Here is a 19,835-nt window from a genome sequence, read left to right on the forward strand (position 1 = left end):
GCGATCTCGGGGGCGTACGCGAGGTGGCTGAAGCGGGACTCGATGATCCGGACCCCGGCGGCCTGGACCCGGGCGGTGAGCTCGGCGGCCAGCTTATGCGCGTGAGCGTCTCCAGCTCGCCGTAGTCCAGGAAGATCCCCCGGCAGCCGCTGCACTGCTCGATCTGAATGCCGTTGCGGTTGTACGTGTGCATCGGTGCGTGGCACTTGGGACACTGCATCTTCGGGCTCACTCCTCGCCGTCGGTCATCCACCGCCGGACAGTGGGCCCGGCGGCGTCCGGCTCAGCCTACGACGGTCGCGCCCCGGCCAACTCGGGCGGGAGCGCGGCGATTCGGGCACAGGAGTCGAGCATCGTCTGTTCCACCTCATCCGGATTCCTCCGCTCCGCCGCGCACGCGGCGAGCGCGAGGGCGGCGGTCTGTACGGTCAGGGCGCGCGCGGCGACGTCCAGTTCGGGCCACGGATCGCCGTCGGCGCGGGCGGCGGGCCCGCCGCCCGCCCGGTAGGCGTTCAGGAAGCGGTACCAGACCCCGGGCGGCAGCAGTCCTGCCGCGTACCAGGCGGCGGGCCGGGCGAGGTCCCAGGAGGGATCGCCGGGCCCCAGGTCGTCGATGTCGATCATGAGCCAGCCGCCCCCCTCGGGGTGGCGGACGAACTGGCCGAGGTGGAGGTCGCCGTGGCAGAGCGGACGGGTGCGGTGCGCGGGTGCGGGCGCCTCGTCGCGGGCCCAGGCCGGCAGCGCCGCCCAGGCCGCGAGGACGGGCGCGGTGGCCGGTCCGTCGGGCCGGGCGGCGCGCATCCGGGCCACGGCCAGCGCGGCCTTCGCCGGGCCGCGCATGGGCGGCGGTGCGGCGGACGCCGTACGGGCCGCTCCCCCGCTCCTCGGTCCGGGCAGGGCGGACGGGGCGTCGGCCGGCCGGACCCGGTGCAGCCGGGCGAGCAGGGCCCCGGCCTCCTCCCACGGCGCCCGGTCGGGATCGTCGGGGTCCACCGGTTCGCCGTACGGCCAGAGGGTGACCGGGCGGCCGTGGAGGGCGGTGAGGTACGGGGAGACGGCACCGCCGGCCGCCGGGGGGACGGGCAGGGGGGCGAGCAGGATGCCGGCGAGCCCCGGGTCGGCGGCCGGGGCGAGGCGCGCGGCCAGTGCGGCCATGTCCGTACCGGCGGCGTGGGCCTTGGCGACGACGGGGCCGACCCGGACCACGGTGCCGTCCGCCCGGTCCGCGAGGACGACGGGTTCCGGGCAGGCGCAGGGGGCCGCGGCGGACCCGTGGGCGGCGTCCCGGCCCGTTCCCGGGGCCGGTTCCCCAAGCGGTGCCGGACCGGCGGGTGCTGTCCCCCGGGCTGCCCGCCGGGTCTTCCCGGCGCCCTCCGGGGCAGCGTGAACCGCCTCGTGGGCGAGGGCGGCCAGGGCGGGTACGAGGTCGGCGGTCACGGGCTCCCCCGGGTGGAACGGGCAGGCGGGGCGGGCCGGTGCCCGTCCGCCGCAGAGCGTACGCCGCCGGACCCCCGGGCTCCGGCGGCCGGATCCGCCCGAGGGGTGCTCGGGGGCGTACGAGGCGCCCGGTGCTTCCGGGCCCGGACAGCGCGATGTCCGGTCAGCTCCCCAGCTGACCGGACAAACGCTGCCGTCCGCCGCACCCCCGTCCCCACGGGGTTGTTGGCCGGATGTCCCGGTCCGGACCGCTCTTCCGGACCCGGGGCGCCGCTCAGCGCCCCAGCATCACGCCCACGGACGACGCCTGTGTGACCACCGCTTCCCAGCCGCCGAAGACGACCGTGAGCAGGGCCGCCAGGGGAAGAACCATCGCCGTGGCCACCAGCGGGTGGCGGCGGCCGGGGGCCGGACGGCCGGCGGACGGGGTGTAGGCCGTGCGTCCCCGCGTACGGACGACCGTCCGCGCTGCCGTGTCCGCCATGGTTCCTCTCCTGACCTGATCGTGGGGCGGCGGGCGTGTGACCTCGGGGGACGAGTGCGAACGCCCGCCGCTTGACCTCAACACTAGGGATCCGGGAGGCGGCCGGCGTCATGCCCGCGTACCGATTGCCGGGCCTCCCGGAGGATGAGCCGTGGGGAGTCGGCGTACTCCCCTGGGTGGAGAAGGGACTACCGGACCCCGGGGTCATCCCCCACGGGGTGCTCGGAGGCGTCCTGCCTGGGCACCGGCTGTTCGACCAGGGCGAGGACCCTGGTCGCCATGAAGCGGGCGGTGCGCACCACCGAACCGCTCCTGGTGACTTCACTCACTTCGACCACCCCGCGGCGGACCGCCGTCTCCACTCTGCGGCCGGCCCTGGAGGCCACTACCTCGTAGGTCCGGGTGGTGTCCCCGGCGTCCACGACTATCTCGACCCGATCGCCCTTCATTGATCCAATCCCCCTTCTGCGACTGACCCTTGAGATCTCGCACGGGCCGGGGAGTCCGGATCCGCTCCTCCCTGACCACTCCTCAAGTCTCCCACCCGGCACTGACAATCGATTCGCCGGTGAGGGCGCGGCCTCTGAGCGCCCCGGGCGGCGGGTACGTAAGCTGTGCCTCGTCAGACGGACCAGGCAGCGGGGATGGGCAGAGATGGCGATGATGCGGCTCCGGCGCGAGGACCCGCGTGTCGTCGGCTCGTTCAGGCTGCACCGGCGGCTCGGGGCCGGCGGCATGGGCGTCGTCTACCTGGGCTCGGACCGTCGCGGGCAGCGGGTGGCGCTGAAGGTGATCCGGCCGGACCTGGCGGAGGATCAGGAGTTCCGTTCGCGGTTCGCGCGCGAGGTGTCGGCCGCGCGGCGCATTCGCGGCGGCTGTACGGCCCGGCTGGTCGCGGCCGATCTGGAGGCGGACCGTCCGTGGTTCGCCACGCAGTACGTGCCGGGGCCCTCGCTGCACGACAAGGTCGCCGAGGAGGGCCCGCTGTCGGCCGCCGAGGTGGCCTCGATCGGGGCGGCGCTCTCCGAAGGGCTGGTGGCGGTGCACGAGGCCGGTGTGGTGCACCGGGACCTCAAGCCGTCGAACATCCTGCTCTCCCCCAAGGGTCCCCGGATCATCGACTTCGGCATCGCCTGGGCGACCGGCGCGTCCACGCTGACGCACGTCGGCACGGCGGTCGGTTCGCCCGGGTTCCTCGCGCCGGAGCAGGTGCGGGGGGCGGCGGTGACGCCGGCGACGGACGTCTTCTCGCTGGGGGCGACCCTGGCGTACGCCGCGATGGCCGATTCGCCGTTCGGGCACGGCAGTTCCGAGGTGATGCTGTACCGCGTGGTGCACGAGGAGCCGCAGCTGTACGACGTGCACGACGCGCTCGCCCCGCTGGTGAGCGCCTGTCTGGCGAAGGATCCCGAGGAGCGGCCCAGCACCCTGCAACTCTCCATGCGGCTCAAGGAGATCGCGGCGCGGGAGGCGCAGGGGCTGCACGAGACCCGGCCGCCGGTCCAGCGTTCGGCCCAGGAGGCCGACCGTCCGACGGGGCGGCTGAGCGGTCCGCACACCGAGCAGCAGACGCGCCGGGCCCCGGGCCCCGGTCCGGCGTCGCGGCCGCAGGGCCGGCAGACGGCGCCGGGGCGCGGCGTCCCGCCCCGGACCGGGGGTTCGCGCCCCGGTCCGCAGCAGCCCTCGCGCGGGGGCACGCAGCCGGGGAAGCGGCCCAGGCCGGCTCCCGGGACGAACGGCAGGCCGGGCACCCGGCCGGGAACGCGTCCGACCTCGGCGGGGCGGCGCCCGGCCAACCCGCGCCTGCTGCGGCAGCGGCTGGTGGTCTTCGTGGTGGTGACGCTGCTGGTCGCGCTGGGCATCGCGGCGGCCCAGGGCTGCCAGGGGCCCGCGCGCGGACTGGGCGACGGGCACCGTGACGGTGCCGGCGTCGCCGCGGCCTTCGGCCACGGCGGGACGGTGCCGGCCCGGGGCGCGGACGCCGGCCGGGCCGGGAGCGGGCTGTAGGGATCCGGCGTCAGGACTCCGGGCGGCCGGTGGCCACCGCGTAGAAGGCGACCGCCGCGGCCGCGCCCACGTTGAGCGAGTCGACGCCGTGGGCCATGGGGATCCGCACCCATTCGTCGGCGGCGACGAGGGCCTGGGTGGACAGACCGTCGCCCTCGGCGCCGAGCATCAGGGCGACCTGCTCCATCCGGTGGGGGGCGGCCTCGTCGATGCTGCTGGCCTTCTCGTCGGGCGTGAGCGCGAGCAGCTTGAAGCCCGCTTCCCGTACGGTCTCCAGGGCCTTGGGCCAGGTGTCGAGGCGGGCGTAGGGCACGGAGAAGACCGCGCCCATGGAGACCTTGACGGAGCGGCGGTAGAGCGGGTCGGCGCAGTCCGGGGAGAGCAGGACGGCGTCCATGCCGAGCGCGGCGGCGCTGCGGAAGATGGCGCCGATGTTCGTGTGGTCGTTGACGGCTTCCATGACGACGACGCGGCGGGTGGTGCGCAGCAGTTCGTCGGCGGTCGGCAGGGGCTTGCGCTGCATGGAGGCGAGCGCGCCCCGGTGCACGTGGTAGCCGGTGACGCGTTCGGCGAGTTCGGGGCTGACCGCGTACACCGGTGCGGGGACCTCGTCGATCACGTCGCGCATCAGGTCGACCCACTTCGCCGACAGGAGCATGGAGCGCATCTCGTAGCCGGCGTGGCGGGCCCGTCTGATCACCTTCTCCCCCTCCGCGATGAAGAGGCCCTCGGCGGGCTCGCGGCGGCGCCGCAGCTCGACGTCGGTCAGACCGGTGTAGTCGCGCAGGCGGGGGTCGTCGGGGTCGTCGACGGTGATGAGATCAGCCACAGCTTGATACTGCCTTGTCCGGTGTGTGGTGCCAACGGTCTGGAGGAAGATCCGTTACCGCGGGTTACTCGGTGAGTGCGGCAGGGGTGTCCGGGCCGACCGCGACGACGTCTCCGATGACGATGACGGCGGGCGGGCGGACGCCCTCGGCCTCGGCGCGCTCGCCGACGGTGGCGAGCGTGGCGTCGACGCGGCGCTGCGCGGCGGTGGTGCCCTCCTGGACCAGGGCGACCGGGGTGTCGGGGGACTTGCCGTGGGCGACGAGCGCGCGGGCGATGGCACCGATCTTGTCGACGGCCATCAGGAGGACGAGGGTGCCGCGCAGCCGGGCGAGGGCCTCCCAGTCGACCAGGGAGCGGGCATCGTCGGGGGCGACGTGGCCGCTGACGACGGTGAACTCGTGGGCGACGCCGCGGTGGGTGACGGGGATGCCGGCCGCGCCGGGCACGGAGATGGAGCTGGAGATGCCGGGCACGACGGTGCAGGGGATCCCCTCGGCGGCGAGCGCCTGGGCCTCCTCCATCCCGCGTCCGAAGACGAACGGGTCGCCGCCCTTGAGGCGGACCACGGCCCTGCCCGCCTTGGCGTGCTCGATCAGCGCGGCGTTGATCGCCTCCTGGGCCATGTAGCGGCCGTACGGGATCTTCGCGGCGTCGATCACCTCGACGTGCGGCGGCAGTTCGTCGAGGAGGTCGCGGGGGCCGAGCCGGTCCGCGATGACGACGTCGGCCGAGGCGAGGAGGCGGCGGCCGCGCACGGTGATCAGGTCGGGGTCGCCGGGGCCGCCGCCGACCAGGGCGACGCCGGGGACGCGGGTGCGGTGCTGGGGTGCGGCGAGGGTGCCGTCGCGCAGGCCCTCGACGATGGCGTCGCGGACGGCGGCGGAGTGGCGCGGGTCGCGGCCGTGGACGTCGCTGCTGAGCACGGCGACGGTCACGCCCTCGCTGCGGCCGGTGGCGGGGGTCCAGGCGGTGGCGGCGTCGGCGTCGTCGCTGCGGACGCACCAGGTGCGGGTGCGCTCGGCCTCGGCGGAGGCGGCGTCGTTGGCGGCGGCGTCGTCGGAGGCGATGAGGGCGTACCAGGTGTCGGCGAGGTCGCCGTCGGCGTACCGGCGGCGCTCCCAGCGGATCTCGCCGGCGTCGGCCATCGCCTCGACGGAGGGGGTGGCCGACGGGGAGACCAGGACGATGTCGGCGCCGGCCGCGATGAGGGCGGGGAGCCGGCGCTGGGCGACCTGGCCACCGCCGACGACGACCACACGGCGCCCGTTGAGGCGCAGTCCGACGGGGTAGGCGGGGTGATCGGCGTGCTCGGCCATGGCGGTGCGGGCTCCTCGTGCGATGCGGGGGCTGCGGGCCGCTGCGGCGGTGGAGCGGCTGTGACGTGCAATGTTGCGGATCGTGGGTGGGGTTCACGATACGGGGTGGCGGCGGGTGCGGGGGCGCCGGTGGGCCCCCGGGCCTCCCGGGGCCGGGGTGGCGTGCCACGGGCACCGGAGGGCCCTGTGGTGCCGTCCGGCGCCGGGCCGTGTCCGTACGGTCCCGGTGGAATCCGGCGGGACGTACGGACACGGCCCGGGGGCCGGCTGCCCGGACTACTTCTCCGTCACGCCCGCCGAGTCGAACGTGGCGACCTCGTGCATGGCGCGGGCCGCGCTCTGCACGATCGGCAGGGCCAGCAGGGCGCCGGTGCCCTCGCCGAGGCGGAGGTCGAGGTCGACCAGCGGGCGCAGTCCCAGCTTGTTGAGCGCGGCGACATGGCCGGGCTCGGCGCTGCGGTGGCCGGCGATGCAGGCGGCCAGGGCCTCCGGGGCGATGGCACGGGCGACGAGGGCGGCGGCGCCCGCGCTCACCCCGTCCAGGATCACCGGCGTGCGGAGCGAGGCCCCGCCGAGGAGGAATCCGGCCATCGCCGCGTGCTCCAGACCGCCCACGGCGGCCAGGACGCCGATGGGGTCGGCCGGGTCCGGCTGGTGGAGCTCCAGGGCGCGGCGCACCACGTCGACCTTGCGGGCGTGCATCTCGTCGTTGATGCCGGTGCCCCGGCCGGTGACCTCGGCCGGGTCCATGCCCGTGTACACGCAGATCAGCGCGGCGGACGCGGTGGTGTTGGCGATGCCCATCTCACCGGTGAGCAGCCCCTTGTTGCCGGCCGCGACCAGATCGCGGGCGGTCTCGATGCCGACCTCGATCGCGGCCAGGACCTCTTCGCGGGTGAGCGCGGGACCGGTGGTGAAGTCCGCGGTGCCGGCCCGCACCTTGCGGGGCAGCAGTCCAGGGGTGGCGGGCAGTTCGGTGGCCACACCGACGTCGACGACGCACACCTCGGCGCCGACCTGGCCGGCGAAGGCGTTGCAGACGGCGCCGCCACCGAGGAAGTTGGCGACCATCTGGGCCGTGACCTCCTGCGGCCAGGCGGTGACGCCCTGGGCGTGCACCCCGTGGTCGCCCGCGAAGATCGCGACGGCCGCGGGCTCCGGGATCGGCGGCGGGCACATCCGGGAGAGGCCGGAGAGCTGGGCGGAGATGATCTCCAGCATGCCGAGGGCGCCGGCGGGCTTGGTCATCCGCTTCTGCCGCTCCCATGCCTCGCCGAGCGCCTTGGCGTCCAGGGGCCGGATGCTGGAGATGGTCTCCTGGAGCAGGTCGTGCGGCTCCTCGCCGGGCAGGGCGCGGCGGCCGTACGTCTCCTCGTGGACGACCCAGGAGAGCGGGCGGCGCTTGGACCAGCCGGCCTGCAGCAGCTCGGGCTCCTCGGGGAACTCGTCGACGTAGCCCACGCAGAGGTACGCGACGACTTCCAGGTGCTCGGGCAGGCCCAGGGCGCGGACCATCTCGCGCTCGTCGAAGAAGCTGACCCAGCCGACGCCGAGCCCTTCGGCGCGGGCGGCCAGCCACAGGTTCTCGACGGCGAGCGCCGAGGAGTACGGGGCCATCTGCGGCTGGGTGTGCCGGCCGAGGGTGTGCCGGCCGCCCCGGGTCGGGTCGGCGGTGACGACGATGTTGACCGGCGTGTCGAGGATCGCCTCGATCTTCAGTTCCTTGAACTGCTTGGCCCGCCCCTTGGGGAGCGACTTGGCGTACGCGTCGCGCTGGCGCTGGGCCAGTTCGTGCATGGAGCGGCGGGTCTCGGCGGAGCGGATGACGACGAAGTCCCACGGCTGGGAGTGGCCGACGCTGGGGGCGGTGTGGGCCGCTTCCAGAACGCGCAGCAGCACCTCGTGCGGGATGGGGTCGCCTCGGAAGCCGTTGCGGATGTCGCGGCGCTCGCGCATGACGCGCAGGACGGCCTCGCGCTCGGCGTCGTCGTAGCCGGGGGCCGGCGGGACGGGGTCGGCCGCCTCGTCGCCGGCGTCCGCGGTGGCGGTGGCGTCGACGGCCTGGGCGGCAGCGGGTTCCTCGGATCCCTCGGGCCCCTGGGGCTCCTGGGCGGGCCGGGGCTGCTCGGACGGGGCGTCCGCCGGAAGCGGGGTGGCGTCGTGGGCGGCGGCCTCGGGCCGGCTCCCGCTCGGGGCCTCGGTCCGCGTCGGGACCTCCGTCTCCCGGACCGGGCCGTCCACCGGGACCTCGGGGGCCTCCCCTACCTCGGGGACCACGGCTTCGGGGCGCTGCGGCTCCGTCGCGACCGGTGCCTCGGCGGGCTCGACGACTGCGTCCGGCGCCGCCTCCTCGGTGGGGGCGGCCTCCGGAAGCGCGGCCTCCGGGTGGTGCGGTGTCAGGTCGGGGGTCTCGATGACCTCGGGGCCCGTCTCCGCCTCGGGCTCCGGCACGGGGCCCAGGGCGATGGGGCCGATCCGCGTCTCCTCGGCCGGGGCGGTCTCGTTGTCGGCCGCCGGGGACGCGGTCTCGGCAGCCGCCTCGGCGGGCGCCTCCGCCGGCGTCTGCGGCGCGGCCGTCGCGGGCTGCTCGGCCACCGGCTCCGCCGCCTCGGGCGCGGCGGGCGGCAGACCGTCCGTCAGCTCCCCGTTCGCGGGCGCCGGTGCGCTCTCGGCCGGGACCACCGCGTCGGGCGCGGCCACGGCGTCCGGCGCCTCGTCCACGACCACGGGCTGCGGTTCTGCCGGGAAAGCCTCGGGGGCCGGGGCCTCCGTGCTCACGGCTTCGGCGGTCGGCGCCTGGGCGACGGGGGCCTCGCCACCGGGGGTACCGGGGAGCGCGGCCTCCTCCCCCGGGGTCTGCGCGGCGGGGGCCGCTTCCGCGGGCGCCTCGGCCACAAGCACGTCGGCGGCAGGAACCTCGGCGGGCGCGGGGACGGCGGCACTCTCGGCCGGAGCCGGTGCCGGCTGCGTCACCACCGCCTCGGCCACGGCTTCCGGGGCCACGGTCTCGGGGACCACGGTCTCGACCGGCGCCGTCTCGGGGGTCACGGCCCCGTCGGTCGCCTGGGCCGGGACGGCGTCAGGAGCCGTCTCCGGGGCGGTCTCCGCACCGGCTTCCGGAACCGCCGCCGGGACGACCGTTTCTGCGGCCGGGGCCTGCGGGGCGACCGGCGCGGCGGCCGGGGCCGCCCACGGACCGGGACCCTGCGGCGGGATCTCGCCCAGCTGCGGGCCGGGCAGGGCGGCCGCCTCGTCGGCGGCCGGCTCGAAGTACTCGGGTTCGGCCGTGGCCGGGCCGGCGTGCCGGGCGGCGGGCGGCTGGACGGCCGTCTGCGCGCGGGGCTGCGGTGCGCCCGCCGGGCCCCGGTCGGCCAGCGAGCGGACGACGCCGATCCCCGACGTACCGCCGTAGGAAGGGGACTCGGGGGAGGCCGGGCCGCGGTGCAGCGGACGGCGGACGGGCGGCTGGGGCTGGGCGGCGGGCGGCTGGGCCTGGGCGGGCGCGGCCTGCGGCATGCGGACGCCGCCGAGGTCGACATGGCCGGAGTCCCGGCCGCCGGACTCGTGGGTGCCCTGGCCGCTCTGCCCGAGCGGTTCGGCGTACTGCTGGTGTCCCGCGTACACCGGGGTCTGCTCCGCGAACTGCACCGGGCCCTGCGGCTGCGCGGGGCCGGGCAGCGGGTCGGTGAGCGGGTCGTGGTGCTGCGCCGGGACGATGTGGGGCTCGCCCCACGCCCCCTGGGCGCTCGGCATCAGCAGGAGGTCGTCGTCCTCGGGCGCGTGCTCGGAGGGGCCGGGGTAGGGGTAGCCGTCCGGGGCGGGGACGCCCGGCTGCTCCACCATGCCCGCGTTCTCCGGCAGTCCCTCGCCCGGGATCCGGCCGGTGTCACTCATGCGTACCCCTCGCCCATCGTCAGTGCTCCTTCGGCCCTACGCCCGGGACGCCCGAACACGGCACGCGGGCGCTCGTCCAGTGGAACGAGCGGGCACGCCGAGCGGCACGAAACGGTCGCGGACATCCTGCATTCTCGCGGCCGATCGCCGCCGCGGCAGGTCATTTCGCCACGGCTCGCTGTGGACTGCGCCACGTTGCGCGTCCCCCGGTTCTGCCGTACCACAACGGGGACCAAAACGGTCCCCTTTTCCGGACATTGACGAACGAAGCGACGAACGGCCGGGCGCGGTGCAACGATCTGCCAGCCTACCTCCCGCCGCGTGCCGGGCGGGTCAGGGGGCAAGGTCAGAACGCAGCGCGGACAGCAGGAACACGACCGTGCGTTCGCGCTCCGACCATGCGGACGTGTCCAGTTCGACGGACTGGAGGAGGGAGCAGCGGACCGTGTAGCCGTTCCCGCCGAGGGCGGCGCCCAGCGCCTCGGCCTCGTCGCGGGTCGACGCGTGGGTCACGATCCGTTCGGGCCTGCGGTCGGCGACGGCAGTGGCGACGGGGACGCCGCCGCCCCCGATGCGGACGACGTCGGGTTCGGGCAGCCGTTCCAGTGCGTGCGGGGCCCGCCCCTCGACGACCTGGAGCTGGACGCCGAAGGCGCGGGCGGCGGCGGTGGTGCGGGCGCAGGCCTCCGGGTCGCTGTCGACGGCCAGGACCGCCGCGCCGAAGCGCGCGGCCTCCACCGCGAGCGCCCCGGATCCGGAGCCGATGTCCCAGACCAGGTCCCCGGTGCGGGGTCCCAGATGGGCGAGCTGGGCGGCGCGCAGCTGCGGGGACTCGCCCTCGCCGGTCGTGACGGGGGCCTGGCGGCCGGTGTCGTCCCGGTAGGCGTCGGCGGACAGCGCCCAGCCGCGCAGGCCCTGCGGGTAGGCGGGGTGGCGGCCGGCGATCCAGCCGGTGTCGGCCCGCTGTTCGGGGCCCTGGCCGACGACGATGACGACGTTGGGGTCGCGCCAGACGTGGTCGGCGGCGGTGTCGGAGGTGACGACGGTGACCTGTTCGCGGTCGGTGCCGAGTTCCTCGCAGATGACGAAGGTGCGGTGGACGCCTTCGAGGAGGAGGGCCAGTTCGGCGGGGCCGGCGCCGGGCGAGGTGAGGACGGCGACCTTGTGGTGGGCGCGGCAGACGTTGACCGCGCGGCGCAGGGTGCGGGGGTGGGCGACGACCGTCTGGGCGTCCTCCCAGGGCATGCCGGCGCGGGCGAAGGCCGTGGCGACCGAGGAGACGGCGGGCACCACTTCGACCTCCAGCCCGTGCTCGGGGGCGCGCAGGGTGCGGACGACGCCGAAGAATCCGGGGTCGCCGTCGGCGAGGACCACGGCGCTGCCCCGGTGGCCGGCGATGCGGCGGGCGGCGAGGTCGACGGAGCCGAGGCGGATGCGTTCCGCGCGTCCGGGGACCTCGGGCAGCGCGAGGTGGTGGGCGGCGCCGGCGACGAGGGTGGCGGCCGAGAGGGCGGCGGTGGCCGCTCTGGTCAGTGGTGAGCCGTCCCAGCCGATCACTGTGACCCGGTCGGCCATCTGTCGTCAGTCTCCTGGTGTCGTCGCAGGTGGGGGCTTGGGTGCCCGGGGACGGGCAGGGTGAGGTTACCCGGTCCGGACTCGTGCGGCGCGCCCGCCCCGGCGCCCGGTCAGTTCCAGTCCTGGTAGGTGCCGTAGCCGCCCGCGTCGGCGAGCTGTTCGGCCACGCCTTCGAGGTCCTCGGGGAGCAGGCCCCAGACGATCAGATCGGTCCTGATGTCGGTCCAGCCGCCGTCCTCGGTCTGCGACCGGGCTATCCGGGCGTTGCGCAGGACGCCCTCGCTGATGCAGCCGAGCTTCTGCGCGACCTGCTGGGCGGCGGTGTTGTCGGCGGCGGTGCGCAGTTCGAGCCGTTCGAAGCCCTGGTCGCGGAAGAGCCACTGGGCGACGGCCAGGACGGATTCGGTGGCGTAGCCCTCGCCGCGCGCCCAGGGGGCGGTGATGTAGGCGGCCTCGGCGGAGCGGGTGCGCCAGTCGGTGCGGCGCAGGCGTACCGACCCGACCAGGCGCTGGGTGAGGAACTCGGTGACGGCCAGGGCGATGCCGTCGCCGCCGGTGCGCTTGCCGGGGGCGATCCTGCGGACCCAGCGTTCGGCGTCGACCCGGGTGTAGGGGTGGGGGGCGTCGGTCCAGGCCGTGACGAGTTCGTCGTTCATCATCTCGATGTACGCGGGGACGTCCGCCATGTCGAACGGGCGCAGCACCAACCGGTCCGTGCTGATGGAGATGTCCGGAAAGGTGGAAGTCATGCGCAGCTCCATGCCGAAGACCGTGTAAAGGCACAGCATGCAGCATCGGGTGGGGCGCGCGCATGGCCGGGTGGGCGCGACGGAGCCCCGCACACCCGGGCGGGGTGGGCGGGGCTCGTCGGACAAGTGCCCTGCGGGGGTCAGGACTTGGACGCGGTACCGAAGGCCGGGACGACCGAGCCCTGGTAGGTGTCCTCGATGAACTTCTTGACGTCGTCGGAGTGCAGGAGCCGCACGAGCTTCTGGACGCGGGGGTCCTTCTCGTCGCCCTTCTTCACCGCGATGATGTTGGCGTACGGGTTGCCGTCGGCCTTCTCCAGGACGAGGGCGTCGTCGGCGGGCTTGAGCTTCGCCTCGATGGCGTAGTTGCCGTTGATGACGGCGGCGTCCACGTCGTTCAGGGCGCGGGGCACGGTGGCGGCCTCCAGCTCCTTGAAGGACAGGCCCTTCTTGTCGGTGATGTCGCTGAGCTTGGCGCTGGTGCCGACGCCGTCCTTGAGGGTGATCAGGCCGTTCTCGGCGAGGAGCTGGAGCGCCCGGCCCTCGTTGGTGGTGTCGTTGGGGACGGCGACGGTCTGGCCGGGCTTGATGTCGGAGAGCGCCTTGACCTTCTTGGAGTAGAGGCCGAGGGGTTCCAGGTGGACGGTGCCGACGGAGACCAGGTGGGTGTTGTTCTTCTGGTTGAAGTCGTCCAGGTAGGGCTGGTGCTGGAAGAAGTTGGCGTCGACCTGGCCGGATTCGGTGGCGGTGTTCGGCAGGACGTAGTCCGTGAACTCCTTGACCTCCAGCTTGAGGCCGGCCTCGGCCGCCAGGTTCTTCTTGACGAAGCCGAGGATGTCGGCGTGCGGCGTCGGGGACGCGGCGACGACGAGCGCCTTGGAGGTGTCCGCCGAGGCGCCGGAGCCGCTCTTGGCGGACGGGTCGGAGTCGGTGCCGCAGGCCGTGAGGCCGAAGGCGAGGGCGGCGGTGGCGGCGGCGGCCGCGGTGAGCTTGATGTTCTTACGCACGAAGAGTGCCTCTTTCAGGTGGTGATGGTGGTGCGCCCGGACAAGGAGTGCGGGCTCGGAGGAGAGAAGTCTCAGGAGGCGGTACGGCCGCGGCGGGCCAGCAGGCGTACGGCCGTGTCGCCGATCAGCTGGATCACGGTGACGATGACGACGAGCAGCGCGACGGTGATGAGCATGAAGCGGTTGTCGAAGCGCTGGAATCCGTAGGTGACGGCCTTGGAGCCGAGTCCTTCGCCGCCGACCGCACCGGCCATCGCGGAGTAGCCGATGAGCACGATGACGGTGGTGGTGACCCCGGAGACGAGCGACGGCAGCGACTGCGGCAGCAGGACCTTGCGCACGATCGTGGGGATGGACCCGCCCATGGACTGGACGGCCTCGACCAGTCCGTGGTCGACCTCGCGCACGGCGGTCTCGACGAGCCGGGCGAAGAAGGGGATGGCGCCGACGGCGAGCGGCACGATCATGGCGGTGGGGCCGATGAAGGTGCCGACGACCCAGGTGGTGAAGGGGATCAGGGCGATCAGCAGGATGATGAAGGGCAGCGAGCGGCCGATGTTCACGATCACGCCGACGACCTTGTTCACCGGGGTGCTCTGGAGCAGTCCGCCCTTGTCGGTGAGGACCAGCAGGACGCCGAGCGGCAGCCCCACCAGGACCGTGACGACGGTGGACCACAGGACCATGTAGAGGGTGTCGACGGTGCCCTGCGTCAGCAGCGGCTGCATCTCGGACCAGGTCACTTCGCCACCTCCTTGGTGAGCGGTGCGGAAACGGGTGCGGTGTCGGGGGCGAGCGCGTCGTCGACGAGTTCGGCCTGGAGGCCCTGCTCGCGCAGGAAGCCGATCGGGACGACGTTCTCCTCGAAGCGGCCGGGCAGTTCGATGCGCATCCGGCCGATCTGCTTGCCACCGACGGTGTCCATCGCGGCGCCCAGGATCGAGATGTCGATGTTGTACGTACGGGAGAGCTGCGAGATCACGGGCCGGCCGGCGGCGTCGCCGTGGAAGGTGACGTCGACGACGGTGCGGTCGGGTCCGGAGGCGGTGCCGCCGACCGGGAAGAGTTCGTGGGCCAGTTCGGATCCCGGGGTGGCGAGGAGGTCGCTCACGGTGCCGGACTCGACGATCCGGCCCCGTCGCATCAGCGCGGCGGAGTCGCAGACCGTCTTGACGACGTCCATCTCGTGGGTGATGAGCAGGACCGTGAGGCCGAGCTGCCGGTTGAGGTCGCGCAGCAGTTGGAGGATGGAGCGGGTGGTCTCGGGGTCCAGGGCGGAGGTCGCCTCGTCGGAGAGGAGGACCTGAGGGTCGCCGGCCAGGGCGCGGGCGATGCCGACGCGCTGCTTCTGGCCGCCGGAGAGCTGTCCGGGGTAGGCCCTGGCCTTGTCGGCGAGGCCGACCAGGTCGAGGAGTTCGAGGGCCTTGCGGGAGCGTTCGCGGCCGGTGACGCCGAGGATCTCCAGGGGCAGTTCGACGTTGCCCTGGACGGTGCGGGAGGCCAGCAGGTTGAAGTGCTGGAAGACCATGCCGATGCGGCTGCGCGCCTCGCGCAGTTCCCGGCCGGCCCGGCGGCCCCGGCCCGCGAGGGCGGTGAGGTCGCGGCCGGCCACGGTCACGGTGCCGGCGGTGGGGCGTTCCAGCAGGTTGACGCAGCGTATGAGGGAGGACTTGCCGGCGCCGCTCTGCCCGATGACGCCGTACACCTCGCCCTCGCGGACGTGCAGGTCGATGCCGTCCAGGGCGGTGACCTCTCGGCCGCGCGACTGGTAGACCTTCGTGAGGCCCGTAGTGGTGATCACAGGGTTTCCGTCACTGTCGAGTGCGCGGCGCGGTGTCCGCCGGGCACGGGGCATTCGTCCGTCGAGACTGTCCGGACGTTTCGATCGGACGTTCCGAGCCGGTTTCCGGCGTGGCCCTGCGCGGCGTGACCGCGGGGCGGCGTCTCGTGGAAGGGCGCGTTCCGCTGGATGCGGACGGCTGGGCTCGGTCTCGCTTCGGGGCGCGAGGCTCTGGCGTGGGCCCTCAGAAGGCGCGCATTCGACCCATACAACGAGCACCGGGCGTCGTGTTCGCCTCGGTCGCAAGGGTGCGGCTGCTCGTCGTGGTCATGGGCCAAGTAAAACAGACATCAGCTCGCCGCCGAACCGGTTGTCCGGATAGCGGACAGCGGTGGATGGTGCCCAGCGCCGCGAACACCCGCGTCTTCTACGGCTGTGACCTGCACGAACACCGTCCGGCCCGGGGAGAGGGCCACCCCGCCCGCCGTCCGGCCCGGGAGGCGGGCTGTGGTCAAGGCCACGGCGTCCGAGGGCCGCCCCGGGGGCGCACGCGGGGGGCGGATCCGCCCGTAATACCCTCGCCTCATGCTCGACGCCCTGACGATCGCGGTCGCCGCGGCCGCCCTCGCCCTCGCCGCCTGGTGCGGATTCGCCGCCTACCGGGACCAGCCCACCAAGGACTGGCACTTCATCGGCATGGCCGTGGTCTCGGTGCTGGCACTGGCCCAGCTGGTGGTGGGCGTCGTCCAGCTGGCCCGGGGCGAGCGGCCGGACCAGGGCATGACCATCTTCATCGCGTATCTGATCGGCGCCTTCCTCGCCGTGCCGGCGGCCGGGTTCCTGTCGTTGAGCGAGCGGACCCGGTGGGGTTCCGTGACGGTGGCGGCGGGCGCGGTCGTGCTGGCCGTGCTGGAAGTACGGCTCTACGACATCTGGGGAAGCTGACCGTGACCGACACCGAGAGCGGCCCCGCCGCTGCCGCCGACGCCAAGCGCCCCTTCGACCTGGGCACCGGTCCCGGCCGGGTGCTGGTCTGGTTCTACGGGGTGTTCACCGTGGCCGCGGCCTCGCGCGCCGTGGTCCAGATGATCCTGGACTTCTCCAGGGCGCCCCTGTCCTACGTACTGTCGGCGGGCGCCGCCCTCGTCTACGGCTTCATCACCTACTCGCTGGTGCGCGGGGGCGAGCGGGCGCGCCGGACGGCGCTGGTGTGCTGCGCCGCCGAGCTGGCCGGGGTGCTGGTCGTGGGGACGTGGACGCTGGTGGAGCCCTCGGCCTTCTCGGACGCCACGGTGTGGTCGTACTTCGGCCGGGACTACCTGTTCATCCCGGTGATCCTTCCGGTCACCGGGATGATGTGGCTGCGCCGCGCCCGCTCGGCGTGAGCGCTCAGGCGCTCGTGACGTACGCGGGCGCCGTGGCCTCCTTCTCCAGCAGGATCATCCGGACGCCGTCGCCGCCCGTGGTGTTGCCGACCGGCGCGTAGCCCGCGCGCCGGTAGAGCCGCAGATTGCCTTCGCTGCGGTGTCCGGTGTGGAGCCGGAAGAGGGTCGCCGCCCGCTGGTCGGCGAGTCCGGCCTCCGCCGCGCCCAGCAGCCGCGCGCCCAGGCCGTGGCCCTGGAGCCGGGGGTGGACGCAGAGCCGCCCGATCTCGCCGGCCCCGTCCCGTCCCGTCGAGCCGCGTACCGAACCGACGACCTCGTCGCCGAGCCGCGCCACGAACACCAGGTTCGTCGCGATCTCGGCGCGGACCGAGTCGAGGGTCTGGACGAGCGGGTCGATCCGGTAGTTCCCGTACAGTTCCGCCTCGCTCTGGAAACAGAGGTACTGGAGTTTCAAGATCTGCTCGGCGTCCTGCGTCTCCGCCGCCGAGATGATCACGCTCATGCCCATCTGCGCATGCCTCTCGCTCACCTGTTCCGCCGGTTGTCTACCGCTCCTTTCCCCGCAGTTCAGGAGCGACAACCTCCGCCGCGAGCATTCTGCGCAGACATCCGAGGCATCGGGAACGCATCGGGCCCAAACTCCCCTGTGACATACCCAACGCCCCGGCGATCTCGCGGTAGGTGGGGTCGTCCGGGGAGAGCAGCGCCTCCAGTAAGCGGGCACAGGGAGCGGAGAGCCGGGCGACGGCGGCGCGCAGGATCCGCCGCCGGTCGGCGCGGAGGAAGGCCCGCTCGGGGCAGCCGTCGGGGCCGGCGGGGGCGGCGGCGGTCCGGTCGTCGTAGGGGTGTTCGCGCAGGACGGCGCGGCGGGCGCGGCGGGCCTCCGCCCGGACGGTGTCGCGCACCCAGCGGCCGGGGTCGGCGGGCGCGCCCCGGTCGGCCAGCCGTTCCAGCAGCCGCAGCCAGACGGTCTGTTCGAGGTCGGCGGGGTCGAGGGCCGCCCCGGTGGCACTTGCCTCGGCGCGCGCCTCGGCCCCGACCAGCGGAGACAGGGTGCGGACGAGGGCGGCGGCGCCGTGGGCGGAAGGGGTGCGGGAGAGATCGGTCGTGGTCACGCCCCCACCCGACCCGGTGCGGGCTCCGCCGGTCGCGGAACCCGCCGGGACCACCCGACCGGGGCACGCCCCGGCCGGGTGCTGACGCGAGCCCGGCACGACCCGGACGGCAGGCCCTACTCGGCGGCGAAGTCCGCGGCGGCCAGGAGCGCGGTGTCCGGGTTGTCGGAGAAGATTCCGTCGATGCCGGTGGCGAAGTACGCGGCGAAGGCGCCGAAGGCGTCGCCGTAGGCGTTGGGATCGCTGCCCCGGCGGAAGTCGGCCGGCAGGAAGGCGTTCTCGTTGCGCATCGTGTACGGGTGGAGGACGAGGCCCTGCGCGTGGGCGTCGCGCACCAGGGTGGTGGGCGTGGTGAGCCGGCCGGAGGCGTCCTTGGGGATGATCAGGTCCAGGGTGGGGCCGATGCCCTGGGCGTAGGAGGCCATCCATTTCAGTCCGGCCGGGCGGATCAGGTCGTCGGTGGTGCGCGGGTCGCCGGTGGCGACGAAGTCCCAGGGCTTGGAGCCGGCGCCGGAGAGCAGGACGATGCGCGGGGTCGCGACGAGCTTCGACAGCCGCTGGACGCTGCTGGGCTCGAAGGACTGGAGGATCACGGGCGACTGGGCGCGGTGGCGGTCGTAGCGGCGCAGGAGCCGGGCGAGGGGTTCCTCCAGTCCGAGGCCCAGGCCCCGGAAGTAGGTGGGGTGCTTGGTCTCGACGTACAGCCAGACCGGCCGGGACCGGCGGCGGCCCTCGCGGTCGGCCCAGCGCAGGACCTCCTCGAAGGTGGGGACCTCCCAGCGGCCGTCGTAGAGCGTGTTCTTCTGGCGGGTGCCGGGGATGCGCTCCTTCGCGCGCAGGGTCTTCAGCTCGGCGAGGGTGAAGTCCTCGGTGAACCAGCCGGTGAGGGCGGTGCCGTCGACGGTCTTGGTGGTCCTGCGGCTCGCGAACTGGGGGTGGTCGGCGACATCGGTGGTGGCGGTGATGTCGTTCTCGTGGCGGCAGACGAGATGGCCGTCCCGGGTGGGCACCAGGTCCTGTTCGATGATGTGGGCGCCCATGTCGAGGGCGAGCTGGTAGGAGCCGAGGGTGTGCTCGGGGCGGTAGCCGCTGGTGCCGCGGTGGCCGATGACCGTGGGGACGGGCAGGTCGAGGCGGCGTCCGGCGCCGTGTCCCGCGGACGTTCCGGCGTTCTTCTCCGCGGCCCGCGCCGTGCCGGTGGCGCCGAGGGCGGCGGCTCCGAGTACGGCGGCCCCCGCGCCCATGACGGTCCGTCGTCCGGGGGCGGCCTGCGCACGCTCTGACATGAAGGCTCCTCGCATGTGATGTACGGCACCTGTCGTGCGAGGATCGAGCGTAGGCAGCGGTGCCGTCCGGACGGCGGCACCTGGGCGAACATGGCGGAAACACGCATCAACACTGCGTATCCACTGGATGAACCCGATGTGCGTGCGGCGAGTACCCGCGAGTATCGTCCTCACCTGCACGGACCCGCTCACTTCCCTGCCTCGGCCGACCCGGCCACTACACCGGAGGAACCGTTGTCCCGTCTCGCACTCATCAAGGCAGTGCTCGGACCGATCCTGCGTCTGATGTTCCGTCCGCGGATAGAGGGCATCGAGAACGTTCCGGGCACCGGGCCGGTGATCCTCGCGGGCAACCATCTGACGTTCATCGACTCGATGATCATGCCGATCTGCTGCGACCGTCCGGTGTTCTTCATCGGCAAGGACGAGTACGTCACGGGCAAGGGGCTCAAGGGCCGGCTGATGGCCTGGTTCTTCACGGGCGTCGGCATGATCCCGGTGGACCGGGACGGCGGGCGCGGCGGTGTCGCGGCGCTGATGACGGGGCGCCGGGTGCTGGAGGAGGGCAAGGCGTTCGCGATCTACCCGGAGGGCACCCGCTCCCCCGACGGCCGGCTCTACCGGGGCCGTACGGGCATCGCGCGGCTGACGCTGATGACGGGCGCCCCGGTGGTGCCGTTCGCGATGATCGGCACGGACAAGCTCCAGCCCGGGGGCGCGGGTCTGCCGCGGCCGGGCAAGGTGACGGTGCGCTTCGGTGAGCCGATGGAGTTCTCCCGCTACGAGGGCATGGACCGCGACCGCTATGTGCTGCGGGCGGTGACGGACTCGGTGATGGCCGAGGTGATGCGGCTGTCCGGTCAGGAGTACGTCGACATGTACGCCACGAAGGCCAAGGCGGCCTGACACCCGCGTCGCCCGCGCGAAGGGGCCCGTACCGAGCGGTGATCACCTCGCCGTCCTCACCGC

At 73.9% G+C, this 19,835-nt stretch carries 19 protein-coding genes; 4 read left to right on the forward strand and 15 right to left on the reverse strand.

Annotated features, from left to right (window positions below):
* The 4 genes from ACWCXC_RS36805 to ACWCXC_RS36820 all read right to left on the reverse strand — a co-directional run.
* Nucleotides 1-220 (reverse strand): TFIIB-type zinc ribbon-containing protein (locus tag ACWCXC_RS36805; RefSeq protein ID WP_450891759.1); only part of this gene is annotated, 220 nt, incomplete at its 3' end.
* Between the two features lie 68 nt (nt 221-288).
* Nucleotides 289-1,437, reverse strand: coding sequence for a phosphotransferase (locus ACWCXC_RS36810; RefSeq protein WP_450684908.1), 1,149 nt, complete (start codon nt 1,435-1,437; stop codon nt 289-291).
* Between the two features lie 274 nt (nt 1,438-1,711).
* Complete coding sequence (locus ACWCXC_RS36815) at nt 1,712-1,921, reverse strand: hypothetical protein (RefSeq protein WP_450684907.1); 210 nt, start codon at nt 1,919-1,921, stop codon at nt 1,712-1,714.
* 188 nt (nt 1,922-2,109) lie between these two features.
* Entirely contained in the window at nt 2,110-2,370 is a 261-nt protein-coding gene (locus ACWCXC_RS36820) for a hypothetical protein (protein ID WP_450684906.1), read from the reverse strand.
* 205 nt (nt 2,371-2,575) lie between these two features.
* Here ACWCXC_RS36820 and ACWCXC_RS36825 point away from each other — a divergent pair, with 205 nt between their 5' ends.
* Nucleotides 2,576-3,928 (forward strand): protein kinase domain-containing protein, encoded by a 1,353-nt coding sequence (locus tag ACWCXC_RS36825; RefSeq protein WP_450684905.1) that lies wholly within the window; start codon nt 2,576-2,578, stop codon nt 3,926-3,928.
* 10 nt (nt 3,929-3,938) lie between these two features.
* Here the strand turns inward: ACWCXC_RS36825 and ACWCXC_RS36830 are convergent, their stop codons facing one another.
* From ACWCXC_RS36830 to ACWCXC_RS36865, 8 genes are all read right to left on the reverse strand, one after another.
* Nucleotides 3,939-4,757: a TrmH family RNA methyltransferase gene (locus ACWCXC_RS36830; protein ID WP_450684904.1), complete on the reverse strand. Its 819-nt coding sequence runs from the start codon at nt 4,755-4,757 to the stop codon at nt 3,939-3,941.
* A 64-nt stretch (nt 4,758-4,821) separates the two neighbouring features.
* Nucleotides 4,822-6,075: a uroporphyrinogen-III C-methyltransferase gene (gene cobA / locus ACWCXC_RS36835; RefSeq protein WP_450684903.1), complete on the reverse strand. Its 1,254-nt coding sequence runs from the start codon at nt 6,073-6,075 to the stop codon at nt 4,822-4,824.
* A 276-nt stretch (nt 6,076-6,351) separates the two neighbouring features.
* Nucleotides 6,352-9,969 (reverse strand): nicotinate-nucleotide--dimethylbenzimidazole phosphoribosyltransferase, encoded by a 3,618-nt coding sequence (gene cobT, locus ACWCXC_RS36840; protein ID WP_450891760.1) that lies wholly within the window; start codon nt 9,967-9,969, stop codon nt 6,352-6,354.
* A gap of 333 nt (nt 9,970-10,302) precedes the next feature.
* A complete protein-coding gene (cbiE, locus tag ACWCXC_RS36845) occupies nt 10,303-11,544 on the reverse strand; it encodes a precorrin-6y C5,15-methyltransferase (decarboxylating) subunit CbiE (protein WP_450684901.1) in 1,242 nt (413 codons plus the stop codon).
* A gap of 110 nt (nt 11,545-11,654) precedes the next feature.
* The gene (locus ACWCXC_RS36850) at nt 11,655-12,332 is read right to left on the reverse strand and encodes a GNAT family N-acetyltransferase (protein ID WP_450684900.1); all 678 of its coding nucleotides are present in this window, start codon (nt 12,330-12,332) and stop codon (nt 11,655-11,657) included.
* A 101-nt stretch (nt 12,333-12,433) separates the two neighbouring features.
* Nucleotides 12,434-13,300, reverse strand: a complete 867-nt coding sequence (locus ACWCXC_RS36855) for a MetQ/NlpA family ABC transporter substrate-binding protein (RefSeq protein ID WP_450684899.1) — start codon at nt 13,298-13,300, stop codon at nt 12,434-12,436.
* Between the two features lie 71 nt (nt 13,301-13,371).
* A complete protein-coding gene (locus ACWCXC_RS36860) occupies nt 13,372-14,043 on the reverse strand; it encodes a methionine ABC transporter permease (RefSeq protein ID WP_450891761.1) in 672 nt (223 codons plus the stop codon).
* Complete coding sequence (locus tag ACWCXC_RS36865) at nt 14,040-15,101, reverse strand: methionine ABC transporter ATP-binding protein (protein WP_450891762.1); 1,062 nt, start codon at nt 15,099-15,101, stop codon at nt 14,040-14,042. Before ACWCXC_RS36865 ends, ACWCXC_RS36860 begins: the two co-directional genes overlap by 4 nt.
* Nucleotides 15,102-15,665: 564 nt before the next feature.
* On the opposite strand from ACWCXC_RS36865, the gene ACWCXC_RS36870 reads away from it, so the two are divergent.
* A complete protein-coding gene (locus ACWCXC_RS36870) occupies nt 15,666-16,025 on the forward strand; it encodes a hypothetical protein (RefSeq protein ID WP_450684896.1) in 360 nt (119 codons plus the stop codon).
* A gap of 2 nt (nt 16,026-16,027) precedes the next feature.
* Nucleotides 16,028-16,465 (forward strand): hypothetical protein, encoded by a 438-nt coding sequence (locus tag ACWCXC_RS36875; RefSeq protein ID WP_450684895.1) that lies wholly within the window; start codon nt 16,028-16,030, stop codon nt 16,463-16,465.
* Between the two features lie 4 nt (nt 16,466-16,469).
* On the opposite strand, the gene ACWCXC_RS36880 is transcribed toward ACWCXC_RS36875, so the two are convergent.
* The 3 genes from ACWCXC_RS36880 to ACWCXC_RS36890 all read right to left on the reverse strand — a co-directional run bounded on the left by ACWCXC_RS36880 (nt 16,470) and on the right by ACWCXC_RS36890 (nt 18,866).
* The gene (locus ACWCXC_RS36880; protein WP_450684912.1) at nt 16,470-16,973 is read right to left on the reverse strand and encodes a GNAT family N-acetyltransferase; all 504 of its coding nucleotides are present in this window, start codon (nt 16,971-16,973) and stop codon (nt 16,470-16,472) included.
* A gap of 37 nt (nt 16,974-17,010) precedes the next feature.
* Nucleotides 17,011-17,580: a sigma-70 family RNA polymerase sigma factor gene (locus tag ACWCXC_RS36885; RefSeq protein ID WP_450684894.1), complete on the reverse strand. Its 570-nt coding sequence runs from the start codon at nt 17,578-17,580 to the stop codon at nt 17,011-17,013.
* Between the two features lie 116 nt (nt 17,581-17,696).
* Nucleotides 17,697-18,866, reverse strand: a complete 1,170-nt coding sequence (locus ACWCXC_RS36890) for a glycerophosphodiester phosphodiesterase (protein ID WP_450891763.1) — start codon at nt 18,864-18,866, stop codon at nt 17,697-17,699.
* A gap of 234 nt (nt 18,867-19,100) precedes the next feature.
* Here ACWCXC_RS36890 and ACWCXC_RS36895 point away from each other — a divergent pair, with 234 nt between their 5' ends.
* Entirely contained in the window at nt 19,101-19,772 is a 672-nt protein-coding gene (locus tag ACWCXC_RS36895) for a lysophospholipid acyltransferase family protein (RefSeq protein ID WP_383645783.1), read from the forward strand.
* Nucleotides 19,773-19,835 lie beyond the last annotated feature (63 nt).

It is taken from the genome of Streptomyces sp. NPDC001515, assembly GCF_053597115.1.